Raw genomic sequence first — 13,865 nt, forward strand, 5'->3', positions numbered from 1 at the left:
CCGGACATCACCGCATCATGACCCGACACTGACGCGCCGCCCGCGCGACCGGAACCGTTCGATCGGCATCCGGGCGCGCGGACGGCCGTTTTCATATCATCACAATCGATCATCACAACCGCTCGTCGCAACCGGCGAACCATCAAGCATCCGGCCGTACGCGGCCGGCGCACACCAATCCAACCGAGGACCATCGTGCCGAACATCACCGCACCGAACACGCACACCACCACGGAACCCGCGGACGCGCGCCCGCGCGACGTCGTCGCGGACAACGCCACGCTCACCTTCGACGGCTGGGGCTACCGTCACGCCTCGCGCAAGCACTTCGCGGTGCGCGGGCTGACCCTGACCGTCGAAGCCGGCCAGCGCGTGCTGCTGCTCGGCGCGTCCGGCATCGGCAAATCCACGATCCTCGAAGGCGCGGCCGGACTGCTCGGCGCCGACAGCCAGACCGTCACCGCCGAAGACGGCACGACCAGCCAGCTCGACTCCGACGGCGGCGTGACCGAAGGACGTGTGCTCATCGACGGCGTGCCCGTCAACCAGGCGCGCGGACGCGTCGGCCTCGTACTGCAGGACCCGGACGCGCAGGCGATCTTCCAGCGGCTCGGCGACAACGTCGCGTTCGGTCCCGAAAACCTCGACGTGCCGCGCGACGAGATCTGGAAGCGCGTCGACGACAGCCTCGCCGCGGTCGGCATGGGCGGCGTCGAACTGCACCGCTCCACCATGCATTTAAGCGGCGGGCAGATGCAACGGCTCGCGCTCGCCGGCGCGCTCGCCATGCGCCCCGGCGTGCTGCTGCTCGACGAGCCGACCGCGAACCTCGACCCGGACGGCGTCACGCAGATCGTCGGCGCCGTGCGCGACGTGCTCGACCGCTACCGTTCGACCATGGTGCTCGTCGAACACCGCGCCGGCCCGTGGATCGACATGATCGACCGCGTCGTCGTGCTCGGACTCGAAACCGACGACATGCAGCGCGCCCGCGTCGCCCAGACCGGCGACGAGGACGAGGTCGACCGCAGCGGCTTCCGCCGTACCGTGATCGTCGCCGACGGCACGCCCGACGACGTGTTCCGCAACCCCGACCTCGACTTCGCCGAACTCGGCATCTGGGTGCCGGCGAAATACCGTCGCCCGGGCGACGAGATCACGCGCATCCACACCGCCGACGAACCCGCGTATTCGGCGCGCACCGGCAGCGGCGACGTGCTGCTGTCCACCGAAGACCTCGCGATCGGACGCAACGGCAGGCCGATCGCCGAACACATCGGCCTCGCGTTCCGGCCCGGGCAGATCACCGCGCTCGTCGGCATGAACGGCGCCGGCAAATCCACGCTGTCGCTCACGCTCGCCGGACTGCTCGAACCGGTGGGAGGGCGCGTGAAGGCGTCCGCCGCGCTCGCCGCCGGCGCGAGCGGCGACGACCCGCTGGCTTGGAAGTCCACCGAACTCGCCTCGCGCATCTCCTACGTGTTCCAGAACCCCGAACACCAGTTCGCGCGCGGCAGCGTGCTCGAAGAGGTCATGCTCGGACCGCTGCGCACCGGCTGCGACGAGGCCGAGGCGGAACGACGCGCGCGCGAGCTGCTCACCCGGTTCAACCTCATCCAATACGCGAAGGCGAACCCGTACACGCTTTCCGGCGGCGAAAAGCGACGGCTCACCGTGGCCGCGTCGCTGGCCGCGGCTCCTCGCGTGCTCATCCTCGACGAACCCACGTTCGGACAGGACCGGCGCACGTGGATGCAGATCGTCACGCTCATCCACAGCCTGCGCGGCGACGGCGTGAGCATCATCGTCGTCACGCACGACCGCGAGCTCGTCACCGCGCTCGGCGCGCGGCTTGTCGAACTCGTGCCGGCCGACACGGCGGGGGAGTGGCGCGTGCGGCAGACGGCTGCTGATATCGCTTCCGAGGCGCCGGAAGACGGAGCGCCGCAGGTGGTACCGGTCAGCGCCGTCAACGAACGCGTCGAACCGCCGAAACCGTCCAGCCGCTCGCGCGTGCTCGCCTCCATGAACCCCGCCGTGCGTCTGGGCGGCGCGTTCCTGACGGCCCTGCCCATGCTGCTCAGCCTCGACTGGGTGTCCGCGTCGGTGGCGCTCGCACTGGAATTCGTGGCGCTCATGGCCATCGGGTTCACGCCGTGGCGCGTGGTGCGCTCCACCTGGCCCGTGTGGATCGGCGCGCCCGGATCGGCGCTCGCCGTGCTCCTGTACGGCAAGGCCGGCGGCGCGACCTGGTGGCAGTGGGGCATGATCCACATCACCGACCGCTCCTCGCAGCTGGCCATCGCCACGGCCATCCGCATCCTCGCCATCGGCATCCCGGCCATCATCACCGTGCTCGGCATCGACGCGACCGACCTGGCCGACGCGTTCAGCCAGAAACTGCGCCTGCCCGACCGGTTCGTCTACGGCGGCCTTGCCGGCATGCGCCTCTTCTCCGTGCTGCAGGACGACTGGTCAGCCCTGACCGCCTCCCGCCGCTCGCGCGGCCTCGGCGACGACAACAAGTTCAAGGCGTTCTTCCCGCAGGCGTTCGCGCTGCTCGTGCTGTCCATCCGCCGGTCCACCACGCTGGCCACCGCGATGGAGGCGCGCGGCTTCGGCGGCGACGGACCGCGCAGCCACGCGCGCGTGAGCGAGACGCATGTGCGCGACTGGGTGTTCATGGCCGTGTGCCTCGCCATCCCGGTCGTGGCGCTCGTATGCGCCGGGTTCGCCGGCACCTTCGCGTTCCTCGGCGGCAACTGATATCGGAATCGCGCTGCGCGCGATGCTGTTTGTTGGCGGCCGTTGGCCGCGGAGCTCCCCCAGTCGAGCTGCGCTCGACAGCCCCCTCAGTGAGGGGGGCCGAGGCTCCGCCAGCTTCTTGCTGTCGTCGGCTACTTCGGTTGCTTGTTGGTTTCACTATGCAAAGCTGCCGCGCGGCCGAAGACAGCTGACAGCACAGCATCGCGCGAAGCACGATTCCGGAACTGGGCGGACAACTTATGCGCACCAACTTGTGAGGAGACGCGCTCAGACAACGTTCAGGAAACGGTCAAGGAACTGGAACGGGACGGCCAGAGTCGGCACAGGCCCGTTCCAGCGGTTTGCCACGCTACGGCGGTTTCATGGCACAGTAGACGGACCGCCCAAGTTCGGTCCGGTTGAAACCACAGGCATACCGACCAAAGGACCATCATGTTCGTAGTCAAGAACGCATGGCGAAACGTCATACGCAACAAGGGGCGCAACATCCTCATCGCCATCATCGTCGCGATCATCGCGGCGGCGGCCACCATCGGCCTCGCGATACGGCAGGCGGCCGTGACCGCGCGCGAGACCGGACTCGAGAACACGACCATCACCGCGCAGATCAGCTTCGACCGCAGCAAGGCGATCAGCGAACTGCGCAACTCGTCGTCCTCGTCCGATTCTTCTGATTCTTCTTCGGACTCCTCCGATTCGTCCAGCTCGTCGTCCGACTCCGCGCCGGACTTCGACGCCATGCGCGAGGCGATGAGCGACAAGCAGCTCACGCTCGCCGACTACCAGAAGTACGCCAAGGCGTCCAGCGCGGTCAAGTCCACGTATTACACGGAAACCGCGTCGCTGGCCGCGACCGACGACTTCCAGCCGGTCGAGGACTCGACGTCCAGCTCGTCCTCGTCCTCTTCTTCCTCTGATTCGTCGTCGTCCAGCTCCGGCTCCAGCTCGTCCGACTCGTCCAAGTCCGACGCGAACGGCTCCGGCGACGGCCAGCAGCAGCCCGGCGGCGGCCAGGGCGGCGGCATGGGCGGCATGACCATGACCACCGGCGACTTCTCGCTCGTCGGCTTCTCCTCCGACGAGGCAGTCGCCAACGCCGAGAACGGCACGTTCACGATGAGCGACGGCGAGGTGTTCGGCTACGACTCCGACTCCGACGGCGATGTGATCATCTCCAAGGAACTCGCCGATTTCAACAACCTGTCCGTCGGCGACACGATCACCGTCGAGAACGCGTCCGACAGCGACACCACGTACAAGCTCACCATCGTCGGCATCTACGAGAACAGCACCGAATCGTCCAATCAGATGGGCGGCCCGATGAATTCCACCGCGTCCGACCCGGCCAACGCGATCTACACGTCCGTCTCCACGCTCAAGTCCCTCGGCCTCGACTCCGACTCGACGATCGAAACGACCGACTCGAGCGGCAACACCACCGAAACCGCGGCCGCGCAGCTCAACTACACGTACGTCTTCTCCAGCAAGGACGACTACGAGACCTTCGTCTCCGACGTGGCGGACGCCGGTCTGAGCGACGACTACACCGTCTCCTCCGCGGACGTCGAACAGTACGAGTCCAGCCTCGTGCCGCTCAACAACCTTGCCCAGTTCGCGCTCACCCTGCTGCTCATCGTGCTCGGCGTCGGCGCGGTGGTACTCGTGGTCATCACCCTGTTCAACGTGCGCGAACGCAAGTACGAGGTGGGCGTGCTCACGGCCATCGGCGTCAAGAAGGTCAAGGTGGCCGCGCAGTTCACGTTCGAGCTGCTCGTCGTCACGATGATCGGCCTCGCGCTGGGCGCGGCGGGCGGCGCGATCGCCTCCGTGCCGGTCTCCAACCAGCTGCTCGCCGCACAGGTCGCGCAGCAGGAGTCGCAGGCGTCCAGCCAGAACGCGCAGTTCGGCCGCGACATGCAGGGGCCGGGCGCGCCGGGATCGTCGTCCTCCGACTCTGCTTCTGACTCGTCGTCGTCCGATTCGTCCAGCTCGTCCGATTCGTCCTCGTCGTCCAGCGACTCGTCGTCCTCGTCCAACACGACCAACACGAACGCCGGCCGGCAGAACGGCCCCGGCGGCATGATGGGACAGGCCGTCAGCTACGTCTCCAACGTCAACGCGACCGTCAACCTCAAGATCGTCGGCCAGTTGCTCGCCATCGGCCTTGGACTGACGCTCGTCGCCGCGCTCGTCGCCGTCGTGTTCGTCATGCGCTACGAGCCGCTGCAGATCCTCGCCGATCGTTCGTGATCCCATCCCGCACCTGCGTTCTGCATTCAGTAAAGGAACCGTCATCATGACCACCGAAACCAACGAAACCAAGCCCATCCTCGAACTCGACCACGTCAGCTACTCCTACACCAAGGGCGGCAAGAAGGTGCTGCGCGACATCACGCACTCCTTCCGTACCGGCGAAGTGCACTCCATCACCGGACCGTCCGGCGCGGGCAAGACCACGATGCTCTCGCTCATCTCCGGCCTCGCCAACCCCACCGAAGGCAAGGTGCTGTACAACGGCAAGGACCTCGCCAAGCAGGACCGCTACGACTACCGCAGCCACGACATCGGCGTGATCTTCCAAAGCTTCAACCTGCTGCCGCAGCTGACCGTCGCGGAGAACATCATGCTCTCCATGGACGCCTCCGGCAAGAAGTTCGACCAGCCCAAGAAGGAGCTCGCCGTCAAGCTGCTCGAGCAGGTGCATCTGCCGGCCGAATACGCCAACGAGCGCATCCTGCACCTGTCCGGCGGCGAACAGCAGCGCGTGGCGATCGCCCGGGCCCTGAGCTACGGACCGTCCGTGATCGTGGCCGACGAGCCGACCGGCAACCTCGACCTCGGCACGCAGGAGGACATCATGTCGATCTTCCGCACGCTCGCCCACGAGCAGAACGTGTGCGTGATCATCGTCACGCATTCGCCCGAAGTGGCGGCCGCCAGCGACGAGGTGTTCGAACTGGCCCCGCTGCGGCGCAGGTAGCGCCGTCGGGTTCAAGCCCCTCCGGTCACGGATCCACCGCGGCCGGAGGGGCCTGTTGCGTTGCCGGGCATGGCGTGGCAGCGCGGCAACATGGACGGTTTCGCGGGCGCGGGGATGGGGTAGGGTGGCGGGTATGCCGATTTCCGCTGAAGTACTGGCCAATGTGAAGGCCGAACGCATCCGTCGTGTATCCGATCTCGCCAACCGTCGCAGCCGCGAACGGTACGGGAAGTTCCTGATCGAAGGACCGCAGTCCGTGCGTGAGGCCGTCCTGTGGCAGCCCGAGGTCGTGCGCGACCTGTACGTCGAGGCCGCCGGCAGCGATCCGGACTCGCCGTTCGCCAACCCGACCATCGCGAAGATCGCCGGCAAGGCGCTGCAGTCCGGCGTCTACGTGCACAAGGCGACCCGTGACGTCATGAACAAGATCAGCTCCGACGCGCAGGGCATCGCCGCGGTCGGCGACATGGACGCCATGCGCGAGGTGCTGCGCTACGACGAGACGAGGCACGACGGCGACGGCGAGCCGTTCGTCGCCGCGTTCTGGCAGGTGCGCGACCCCGGCAACGCGGGCACGGTGATCCGCGCGGCCGACGCGGCCGGATGCGACGCGGTCGTGCTCGTCGACGAATGCGTCGACCCGTTCAACCCGAAGGTCATCCGTTCCACCGCCGGATCGCTGTTCCATCTGCCCGTCGTCGCGATGGCGACCGACGAGTTCCTTGACTGGTCGCGCAAACAGAACATGGCCGTGACCGCAGCCGACGTGTACGGCATGGACGGCCGCACCCCCGAATCCCTGCCGGATGTGCTCGCCGAACGACGCGACGCGAAGGCCGCCGGCGCAAGCCCGGCCGGCGAGGCGATCCTGTTCGGCAACGAGGCGCGCGGCCTGCCCGAGGCGATCCTCACGCAGTCGGACCGCATCGTGTCCATCCCGATCTACGGCAAGGCCGAATCGCTCAACCTCGGCACGTCCGCCGCGGTGATGCTCATGAGCCTCGCCATGACGCGGTGACGGGAACGGTTCCGCGCATCGGCTGATGCGAACCCTCACGGCCGTTCTATGTCGAGTCGTCTGGGAACAATGGACAGTTGGTAAAACGCTTGAAAAACGCATGTTTTCACGCATGTGACGCGTGCAAGTCAAGGAAAGGGTGCTCGTGGCAGAAGCGCAATTCGATGCCCAGTCGGTGACCGATGCGGTGACCGACGGCATTGCCAGAATCGAGAACGCCTCCAGCTCGGAGGAACTGAAATCCATCAAAAGCGAGGTCATCTCGGCGCTGACCCTCGCCAGCAAGGGCATCGGAGCCTTGCCCGTCGACCAGAAGAAGGACGCCGGCAAGCTCATGAGCAAGCTGCGCGCCGACTTCGGCCGCGCGTTCGGCGCCAAGGAGACGCAGGTCAAGGCCGACGAAGAGGCCAAGGCGCTCGCCGCCGAAACCGTCGACATGACGCTGCCCGTCGAGCGCAAGCCGCTCGGCGCGCGCCACCCGATCTCCAAGGTCATCGAGGACGTCGAGGACTTCTTCACCTCGATGGGCTGGCAGATCTCCGCCGGCCCCGAAGTGGAGACCGAATGGTACAACTTCGACGCGCTCAACTTCGGTCCCGACCATCCGGCCCGCCAGATGCAGGACACGTTCTACGTCAAGGGCAACCAGGCCAAGGACGCCGCCGGCTTCGTCGGCTCCAACATGATCGTGCGCACTCAGACCTCGTCCGACCAGGTCCGCGCGCTCATCACCCGCGGCGTGCCGCTGTACATCGCCTCCCCGGGCCGCGTGTTCCGCACCGACGAGCTCGACGCCACCCACACGCCGGTCTTCCACCAGTGCGAGGCGCTCGCCGTCGACAAGCACCTGACCATGGCCGACTTGAAGGGCGTGCTCGACAAGCTCGCCGTCGCCATGTTCGGCCCCGAGGCGAAGACCCGTCTGCGCCCGAGCTACTTCCCGTTCACCGAGCCGAGCGCCGAGCTCGACCTGTGGTTCCCCGACAAGAAGGGCGGCGCAGGCTGGCTCGAATGGGGCGGCTGCGGCATGGTCAACCCGAACGTGCTCAAGTCCGCCGGCATCGACCCGGACGTGTACACCGGCTTCGCGTTCGGCGTCGGCATCGAGCGCACGCTGCTGCTGCGCCACGACATCAACGACATGCACGACCTCGTGGAAGGCGACGTGCGATTCAGCGAACAGTTTGTGATGGGGGAGTGAGATAGCCCATGCCCATGATCGATATCGATTGGCTCAAGGACCACGTCGAGGTTCCCGCGGACCTCACCTATGAGCAGCTCGCCAAGGACCTCGTGCGCGTCGGCCTCGAGGAGGAGGAGATCCACGCCTCGCAGGTGACCGGTCCGATCGTCGTCGGCTACGTGGTGGACGCCACCCCGGAACCGCAGAAGAACGGCAAGGTCATCAACTGGTGCCACGTCGACTGCGGCCCCGAATGGAATGAGACCGACGAGAACGGCAACAAGGTGCCGCGCGGCATCATCTGCGGCGCGCCCAACATGAAGGCCGGCGAGAAGGTCGTCGTCACGCTGCCGGGCGCCGTGCTGCCGGGCGACTTCAAGATCGAGCCGCGCAAGACCTACGGCCACATCTCCAACGGCATGTGCGCCTCCGAGCGCGAGCTCGGCCTCGGCGACAACCACGACGGCATCATCCTGCTGCGCAACTACGGCTTCACCCCCGCCGAATACGACGCGCTCAAGCCCGGCGACGACGCGATGCACCTGCTGCACCTCGACCAGCCGCTGCTCGAGATCAACATCACGCCGGACCGCGGTTACGCGTTCTCCTACCGCGGCGTCGCGCGCGAATACCATCATTCGACCGGCGCGGCGTACGTCGACCCGGCGATCGAGTACGGCGAGAAGGCCCCGGCCGCGACCGGCGACCCGAACGTCAAGCCCGACATCGAGGTCGTCATCGACGACCAGAACCCGATCCACGGCGTGACCGGCTGCGACCGCTACTACGCGCGCGCCGTGCGCGGCTTCAACCCGGCCGCCCACACGCCGAACTGGATGCGCCGCCGCCTGACCCGCGCCGGCATGCGCTCCATCTCGCTCGCCGTGGACGTGACCAACTACGTGATGCTCGACCTCGGCCAGCCGATGCACGCGTACGACATGGACAAGATCGAAGGCCCGATCGTCGTGCGCCGCGCCCACGAAGGCGAGCAGCTGACCACGCTCGACGGCAAAAAGCACGACCTGAGCGTCGAGGACCTGCTCATCACCGATTCGCCGAACGGCGAACGCGGCTCGCGCATCCTCGGCATCGCCGGCGTGATGGGCGGACTGTACGGCGAGGTCACCGCGGAGACCAAGAACATCCTGCTCGAGGCCGCGCACTTCGACCAAGTGACCGTCGCGCGTTCCGCACGCCGCCACAAGATCCCGTCCGAGGCGTCCCGCCGCTTCGAGCGCGGCGTCGACACGCAGCTGCAGCCGGCCGCCGCGCAGATGGCCGCCGACCTGCTCTCGCGCTACGGCGACGGCGAGCCGAGCGAGCATCCGGCCGACGTGAACAACGTCGTCTTCCGCCGCCCGATCCACTTCAAGGCCAGCGAGGTCGCCCGCGTGGCCGGCCTGAACCTTGACGTGAACCGCATCAGCGACATCCTCACCGACATCGGCTGCCGCGTGGCCGGCGGCGGCAACGGCGAGTTCTCCGTGACCGCGCCGAGCTGGCGTCCGGACCTGAACGAACCGTGCGACCTGGTCGAGGAGGTGGCCCGACTCGTCGGCTACGACGAGATCCCCGTCACCGTGCCGCCGGCGCCGGTCAAGGACGCGGTCGGACTGACCTCCGAGCAGCGCCACCGCCGCCAGATCGCCAACGAACTGGCCGAATACGGCATGGTCGAGGCGCTCAGCTACCCGTTCATCGGCGACGAGGAGTACAAGGAGTTCGGCTACGACGCGGAGGCGATCAAGCGCGTGAGCGTCGAGGTCGCGAACCCCTTGGCCGGCAACCGTCCGTTCCTGCGCCGCGACATCCTGCCGACGCTGGCCGGCACCGTGCAGCTCAACCTGCGTCGCGGCCTCGAGAACATCAGCCTGTACGAGATCGGCCACGTCTACCTGTGGGATCCGAACGCGCCGGCCATCCCGGCCCTGCCGGGCGGCATCAAGCCGACCGACGAGCAGCTCGCCGCGCTCGACGCCGGCCTGCCCAAGCAGCCGATGCACGTCGCCGGCATCTTCACCGGGCTGGCCGAACACAGCGGCTGGCTCGGCGACAAGCGCGCGGTCGACTGGAGCGACGCCGCCGAAGCGGTGCAGCGCATCTCCAAGCTGCTGGGCGCCGGACTGACGTTCGACCAGCCGGCCGCGGCCGACGTGCCCGCCCAGTGGCATCCGGGCCGCGCCGCGCGCGTCATGGCCGGCGACACGTTCGTCGGCATGGTCGGCGAGCTGCACCCGCACGTCAACGAGGCGCTCGGCTTCCCGGCCCATTCGGCCGCGTTCGAGCTCGACCTGGACGCGCTGTTCGCCACGCTCGACGGCAAGCCGGTCCAGGCCAAGCCGATCTCCACGTTCCCGCCGGTCAAGCAGGATCTCGCGTTCACCGTGCCTTCCTCGGTGAGTGCGGCCCAGCTGGCGGACGTGATCCGCAAGGCCGCGGGCGACGCGCTCGAGTCGATCGAACTGTTCGACGTGTTCACCGGCGACCAGATCGGCGAGGGACTGAAGTCGCTTGCGTTCGCAGTCGTCTTCCGCGCGCCCGACCGCACGCTGACGGCCGAGGACAGCGAGACGATCCGCAAGACGATCGTCGACAGCGCCGCCGAACTCGGCGCCCAGCTGCGCGCCTGATCGCTGATCGCGCGGAGCGCAGCCGCACGATATGAGATGGGGCTTTCCGCCGCAAGGGGAAAGCCCCATCATTGATATGACGACCATGCAAGGATGGTGACCATGACCGATTCCCAGAACACGAACGGCGATCAGCCGGGCGAAGGCCAGACCGCCGGGGCGACGCCGAACGGCGCTCCGCAGTACGGGCAGTACCAGCAGCCGGAATACGGCGCCATGGTCAGCCAGTATCCGGCAGGGTACAACCCGTACGTGTACGGCGCCCCGGATCCGACGCCGGCCACGCCGGCCGCGAACGCCCAACCGAGCATGGGCCCGGCGGCACCGTCGAACGCCGGCTACGCGCAGTCCGATCCGTACGCGGCGTCCGGCCGGCAGCCGGCGCAGGGCAACGCGGGATACGGGCGGCCGCCGTATATGCAGCAGTTCCCGCAGCCGCAGCAGCCCCAGCAGACGGCCGACGGGCACACGCCGCGCTACTTCCACGGCATCGACGTCAACGATCCGCGGCAGAACCCGCTGTACGGCCACTGGGACGCGTATGCGATCATCGCGCTCGTATGCGCGCTGTTCTTCCCGGTGCCGGTGCTGCCGGCCGTGATGGGCGCGATCTCGATGTGGCGTACGCGCACGCTGAACATGAAGGGCTTCTGGCTGGCGTTCATCGCCGTGTTCGTCAACGTGTTCTTCACGATCATGAGCGTATGGCTGGTGATGAACGGCATGAGCGTGCTCGACTACTACCAGGAGATGCTCAACATGATCGAAGGCGGTACGGCCGGCACCGGCGGCACGGGGGACGGTCCGATCAGCGCGTGACGCCGGCCGGCGCCACGGCATGGCGTGCGCCGACGTGGCGGAATGCGGCATGTCTCGAAAACGACACTGCATAGTTATGCAATGTTCTGCATAAAGTGTATAGTGTCGTGATGTTCACGTACATCAAGGAAAAGAGACATGACATGGCGAAGCATACGGTAGCCGTGGCAGGTGCGACCGGATACGCGGGAGGCGAGGCGCTGCGCATTCTGGCCGCGCATCCCGACTTCGAGGTCACCTGCGTGGCCGGCCATTCGTCGGTGGGGGACAAGCTGGGCAAGCACATGCCGCACATCCCGCAGCTGGCCGACCTGACCGTCGAGGACACCACGCCCGAGGCGCTCAACGGCCACGACGTCATCATCCTCGCGCTGCCGCACGGCGCGTCCGGCGCACTGGCCGCCCAACTCGACCCCCACGCCGTGGTCGTCGACCTCGGCGCCGACCACAGGCTCGAGGAAAAGACCGCGTGGGACGAATACTACGGCGGCGACTTCTACGAACACTGGACGTACGGCATGCCCGAACTCATCGTCGGCAAGGAGGCCGACGGCACGTACCGACGCCAGCGCGAGACCCTGCCGGGCGCCAAGCGCATCGCGGGCCCGGGCTGCAACGTGACCGCCGTCACGCTCGCCATGCAGCCGGGAGTCGCCGAAGGACTCATCGAACCGGACAGCATCGTCGCCGACCTCGCCGTCGGCTATTCGGGCGCCGGCAAGAACCTCAAGCGCACCAATCTACTGGCCGCCGAGGCGCTCGGCTCCGCCGTGCCCTACGGCGTGGGCGGCACCCACCGGCACATCCCCGAGATCCTGCAGAACCTCGCGCACGCCGCAGGTCTCGGTGCGGCCGACGCGGCCCGGTTCACGCTCGGCTTCACGCCGATCCTCGTGCCGATGTCGCGCGGCATCCTCGCCGTCGTCTCCGCGAAGATGAGCGAGAAGGCCGCCGCGATGAGCGACGACGAGATCCGCAAGGTATGGCTCGACGCCTACGCCGGACAGGACTTCATGAACGTGCTGCCGGCCGGCACGCTGCCTGCCACGGCCAACATCGTCGGCTCCAACGCGGCCCACATCCAGGTCGCCGCCGACCGCAAGGCCGGTCGCCTGCTCGCCTTCGCCGCCATCGACAACCTCAACCGCGGCACCGCGGGACAGGCCGTCCAATCCCTGAACATCGCACTCGGCCTGCCGGAGGACGCGGGCCTTACCAAGATCGGAGTAGCACCGTGAGCGTCACATTCGCACAAGGCTTCTCCGCGGCCGGCGTGGTCGCGGGCATTTCCGCCGTCGAAGGCAAGAAGGATCTGGCGCTCGTCGTCAACAACGGCCCGCTGGACGCGGCCGCCGGCGTGTTCACCTTCAACCGTTTCTGCGCGGCCCCCGTGCAGTGGAGCCGCAAGGCCGTGGCCGACGGGCATATCAAGGCCGTGATCCTCAACTCGGGCGGCGCCAATGCGTGCACCGGCGAGGCCGGCTACGCGCAGTCCCAGGCCACCGCCGAAACCGTCGCGTCGCTCGTCGGCGCGGACGCGAACGACATCGCCGTATGCTCCACCGGCCTGATCGGCGAGCTGCTGCCGCTCGACAACGTGCTCGCCGGCGCCCGCAGCGCCTACGCTGCGCTGGCCGACACCGCCGAAGCCGGCGCGGACGCCTCGCATGCGATCATGACCACCGACACCAAGCCGAAGACCGTCACGTTCGAAAGCAAGGCCGGCTGGCGCATCGGCGGCATGGTCAAGGGCTCGGGCATGATCGCCCCGCAGCTGGCCACCATGCTGTGCGTCATCACCACCGACGCCGTCGTCACGGCCGGACAGCTGCAGGCCGCGCTCTCCGCCGGCGTCGACACGTCGTTCAACCGCATCGACGTGGACGGCTGCATGTCCACCAACGACACCGTGCTGTTGCTCGCCTCCGGGGCCTCGGGCGTCGAACCCGATCCGGACGAGTTCAATGCACTCGTCGCCGACGCGTGCGCGTCGCTTGCCCGCCAGATCATCGGCGACGGCGAGGGCGCCAGCCACGACATCCGCATCACCGTCACCGGCGCGACCAGCGAAGAGGCCGCGTTGGCCTGCGGCCGTGCGGTCGCCGCATCCAACCTGCTCAAGTGCGCGATCAGCGGCAACGACCCGAACTGGGGGCGCATCGTCTCCTCGCTCGGCACCGTGCCGGTCGACGTCGCCCCCTACGACTCGAACAAGGTGACCGTCGACGTCAACGGCGTGCGCATCTGCGAGAACGGCGGCGCCGGACGCGACCGCAGCGAGGTCGACATGACCCCGCGCGAAGTCCACATCGACATCGACCTGAATGCGGGAGAGGCGGCCGCCACCGTCTGGACCGACGACCTGACCCACGAATACGTCCACATCAACGCCGACTACGAAAGCTGACCAGGCCGACGGGTGTGACGGTCCGGCAGCCGGCCTCCATCGCCCGACACGCTCCGGGC

General features: G+C 67.7%; 9 protein-coding genes. All 9 read left to right on the plus strand.

Translation table 11 applies throughout. The annotated features are described in order from the left end of the window. Nucleotides 1–204 precede the first annotated feature (204 nt). The 9 genes from JS533_RS06035 to argJ all read left to right on the plus strand — a co-directional run bounded on the left by JS533_RS06035 (nucleotide 205) and on the right by argJ (nucleotide 13,806). Complete coding sequence (locus JS533_RS06035) at nucleotides 205–2,766, plus strand: ATP-binding cassette domain-containing protein (RefSeq protein WP_420838628.1); 2,562 nt, start codon at nucleotides 205–207, stop codon at nucleotides 2,764–2,766. A 432-nt stretch (nucleotides 2,767–3,198) separates the two neighbouring features. Further along, on the plus strand, nucleotides 3,199–5,016 hold the full coding sequence (locus JS533_RS06040) for an FtsX-like permease family protein (RefSeq protein ID WP_241513548.1): 1,818 nt from the start codon (nucleotides 3,199–3,201) through the stop codon (nucleotides 5,014–5,016). A 46-nt stretch (nucleotides 5,017–5,062) separates the two neighbouring features. Beyond that, nucleotides 5,063–5,746: an ABC transporter ATP-binding protein gene (locus JS533_RS06045; protein WP_241513549.1), complete on the plus strand. Its 684-nt coding sequence runs from the start codon at nucleotides 5,063–5,065 to the stop codon at nucleotides 5,744–5,746. 133 nt (nucleotides 5,747–5,879) lie between these two features. Continuing rightward, a complete protein-coding gene (locus JS533_RS06050; protein ID WP_241513550.1) occupies nucleotides 5,880–6,764 on the plus strand; it encodes a TrmH family RNA methyltransferase in 885 nt (294 codons plus the stop codon). Between the two features lie 145 nt (nucleotides 6,765–6,909). Continuing rightward, complete coding sequence (gene pheS, locus JS533_RS06055) at nucleotides 6,910–7,965, plus strand: phenylalanine--tRNA ligase subunit alpha (RefSeq protein ID WP_420838627.1); 1,056 nt, start codon at nucleotides 6,910–6,912, stop codon at nucleotides 7,963–7,965. An 8-nt stretch (nucleotides 7,966–7,973) separates the two neighbouring features. Beyond that, nucleotides 7,974–10,580: a phenylalanine--tRNA ligase subunit beta gene (gene pheT / locus JS533_RS06060; RefSeq protein WP_241513552.1), complete on the plus strand. Its 2,607-nt coding sequence runs from the start codon at nucleotides 7,974–7,976 to the stop codon at nucleotides 10,578–10,580. A 102-nt stretch (nucleotides 10,581–10,682) separates the two neighbouring features. Then, nucleotides 10,683–11,399: a hypothetical protein gene (locus JS533_RS06065; protein ID WP_241513553.1), complete on the plus strand. Its 717-nt coding sequence runs from the start codon at nucleotides 10,683–10,685 to the stop codon at nucleotides 11,397–11,399. Nucleotides 11,400–11,542: 143 nt separating this feature from the next. Beyond that, nucleotides 11,543–12,637: an N-acetyl-gamma-glutamyl-phosphate reductase gene (argC, locus tag JS533_RS06070; RefSeq protein WP_241513554.1), complete on the plus strand. Its 1,095-nt coding sequence runs from the start codon at nucleotides 11,543–11,545 to the stop codon at nucleotides 12,635–12,637. After that, nucleotides 12,634–13,806 carry a bifunctional glutamate N-acetyltransferase/amino-acid acetyltransferase ArgJ gene (argJ, locus tag JS533_RS06075; RefSeq protein WP_241513555.1) on the plus strand — a complete coding sequence of 391 codons (1,173 nt, stop codon included), beginning with the start codon at nucleotides 12,634–12,636 and terminating at the stop codon, nucleotides 13,804–13,806. The genes argC and argJ overlap by 4 nt, the downstream gene beginning before the upstream one ends. Nucleotides 13,807–13,865: the final 59 nt, after the last annotated feature.

It is taken from the genome of Bifidobacterium amazonense (genome assembly GCF_018555435.2).
GTDB classification, from domain to species: Bacteria; Actinomycetota; Actinomycetes; order Actinomycetales; family Bifidobacteriaceae; genus Bifidobacterium; species Bifidobacterium amazonense.

Bases quoted from the DNA above. Each gene is read 5' to 3' on its own strand.
- JS533_RS06040 (WP_241513548.1), top strand. From the start codon at position 3,199: ATGTTCGTAGTCAAGAACGCATGGCGAAACGTCATACGCAACAAGGGG.
- JS533_RS06045 (WP_241513549.1), top strand. From the start codon at position 5,063: ATGACCACCGAAACCAACGAAACCAAGCCCATCCTCGAACTCGACCAC.
- JS533_RS06050 (WP_241513550.1), top strand. From the start codon at position 5,880: ATGCCGATTTCCGCTGAAGTACTGGCCAATGTGAAGGCCGAACGCATC.
- pheT (WP_241513552.1), top strand. From the start codon at position 7,974: ATGCCCATGATCGATATCGATTGGCTCAAGGACCACGTCGAGGTTCCC.
- JS533_RS06065 (WP_241513553.1), top strand. From the start codon at position 10,683: ATGACCGATTCCCAGAACACGAACGGCGATCAGCCGGGCGAAGGCCAG.
- argC (WP_241513554.1), top strand. From the start codon at position 11,543: ATGGCGAAGCATACGGTAGCCGTGGCAGGTGCGACCGGATACGCGGGA.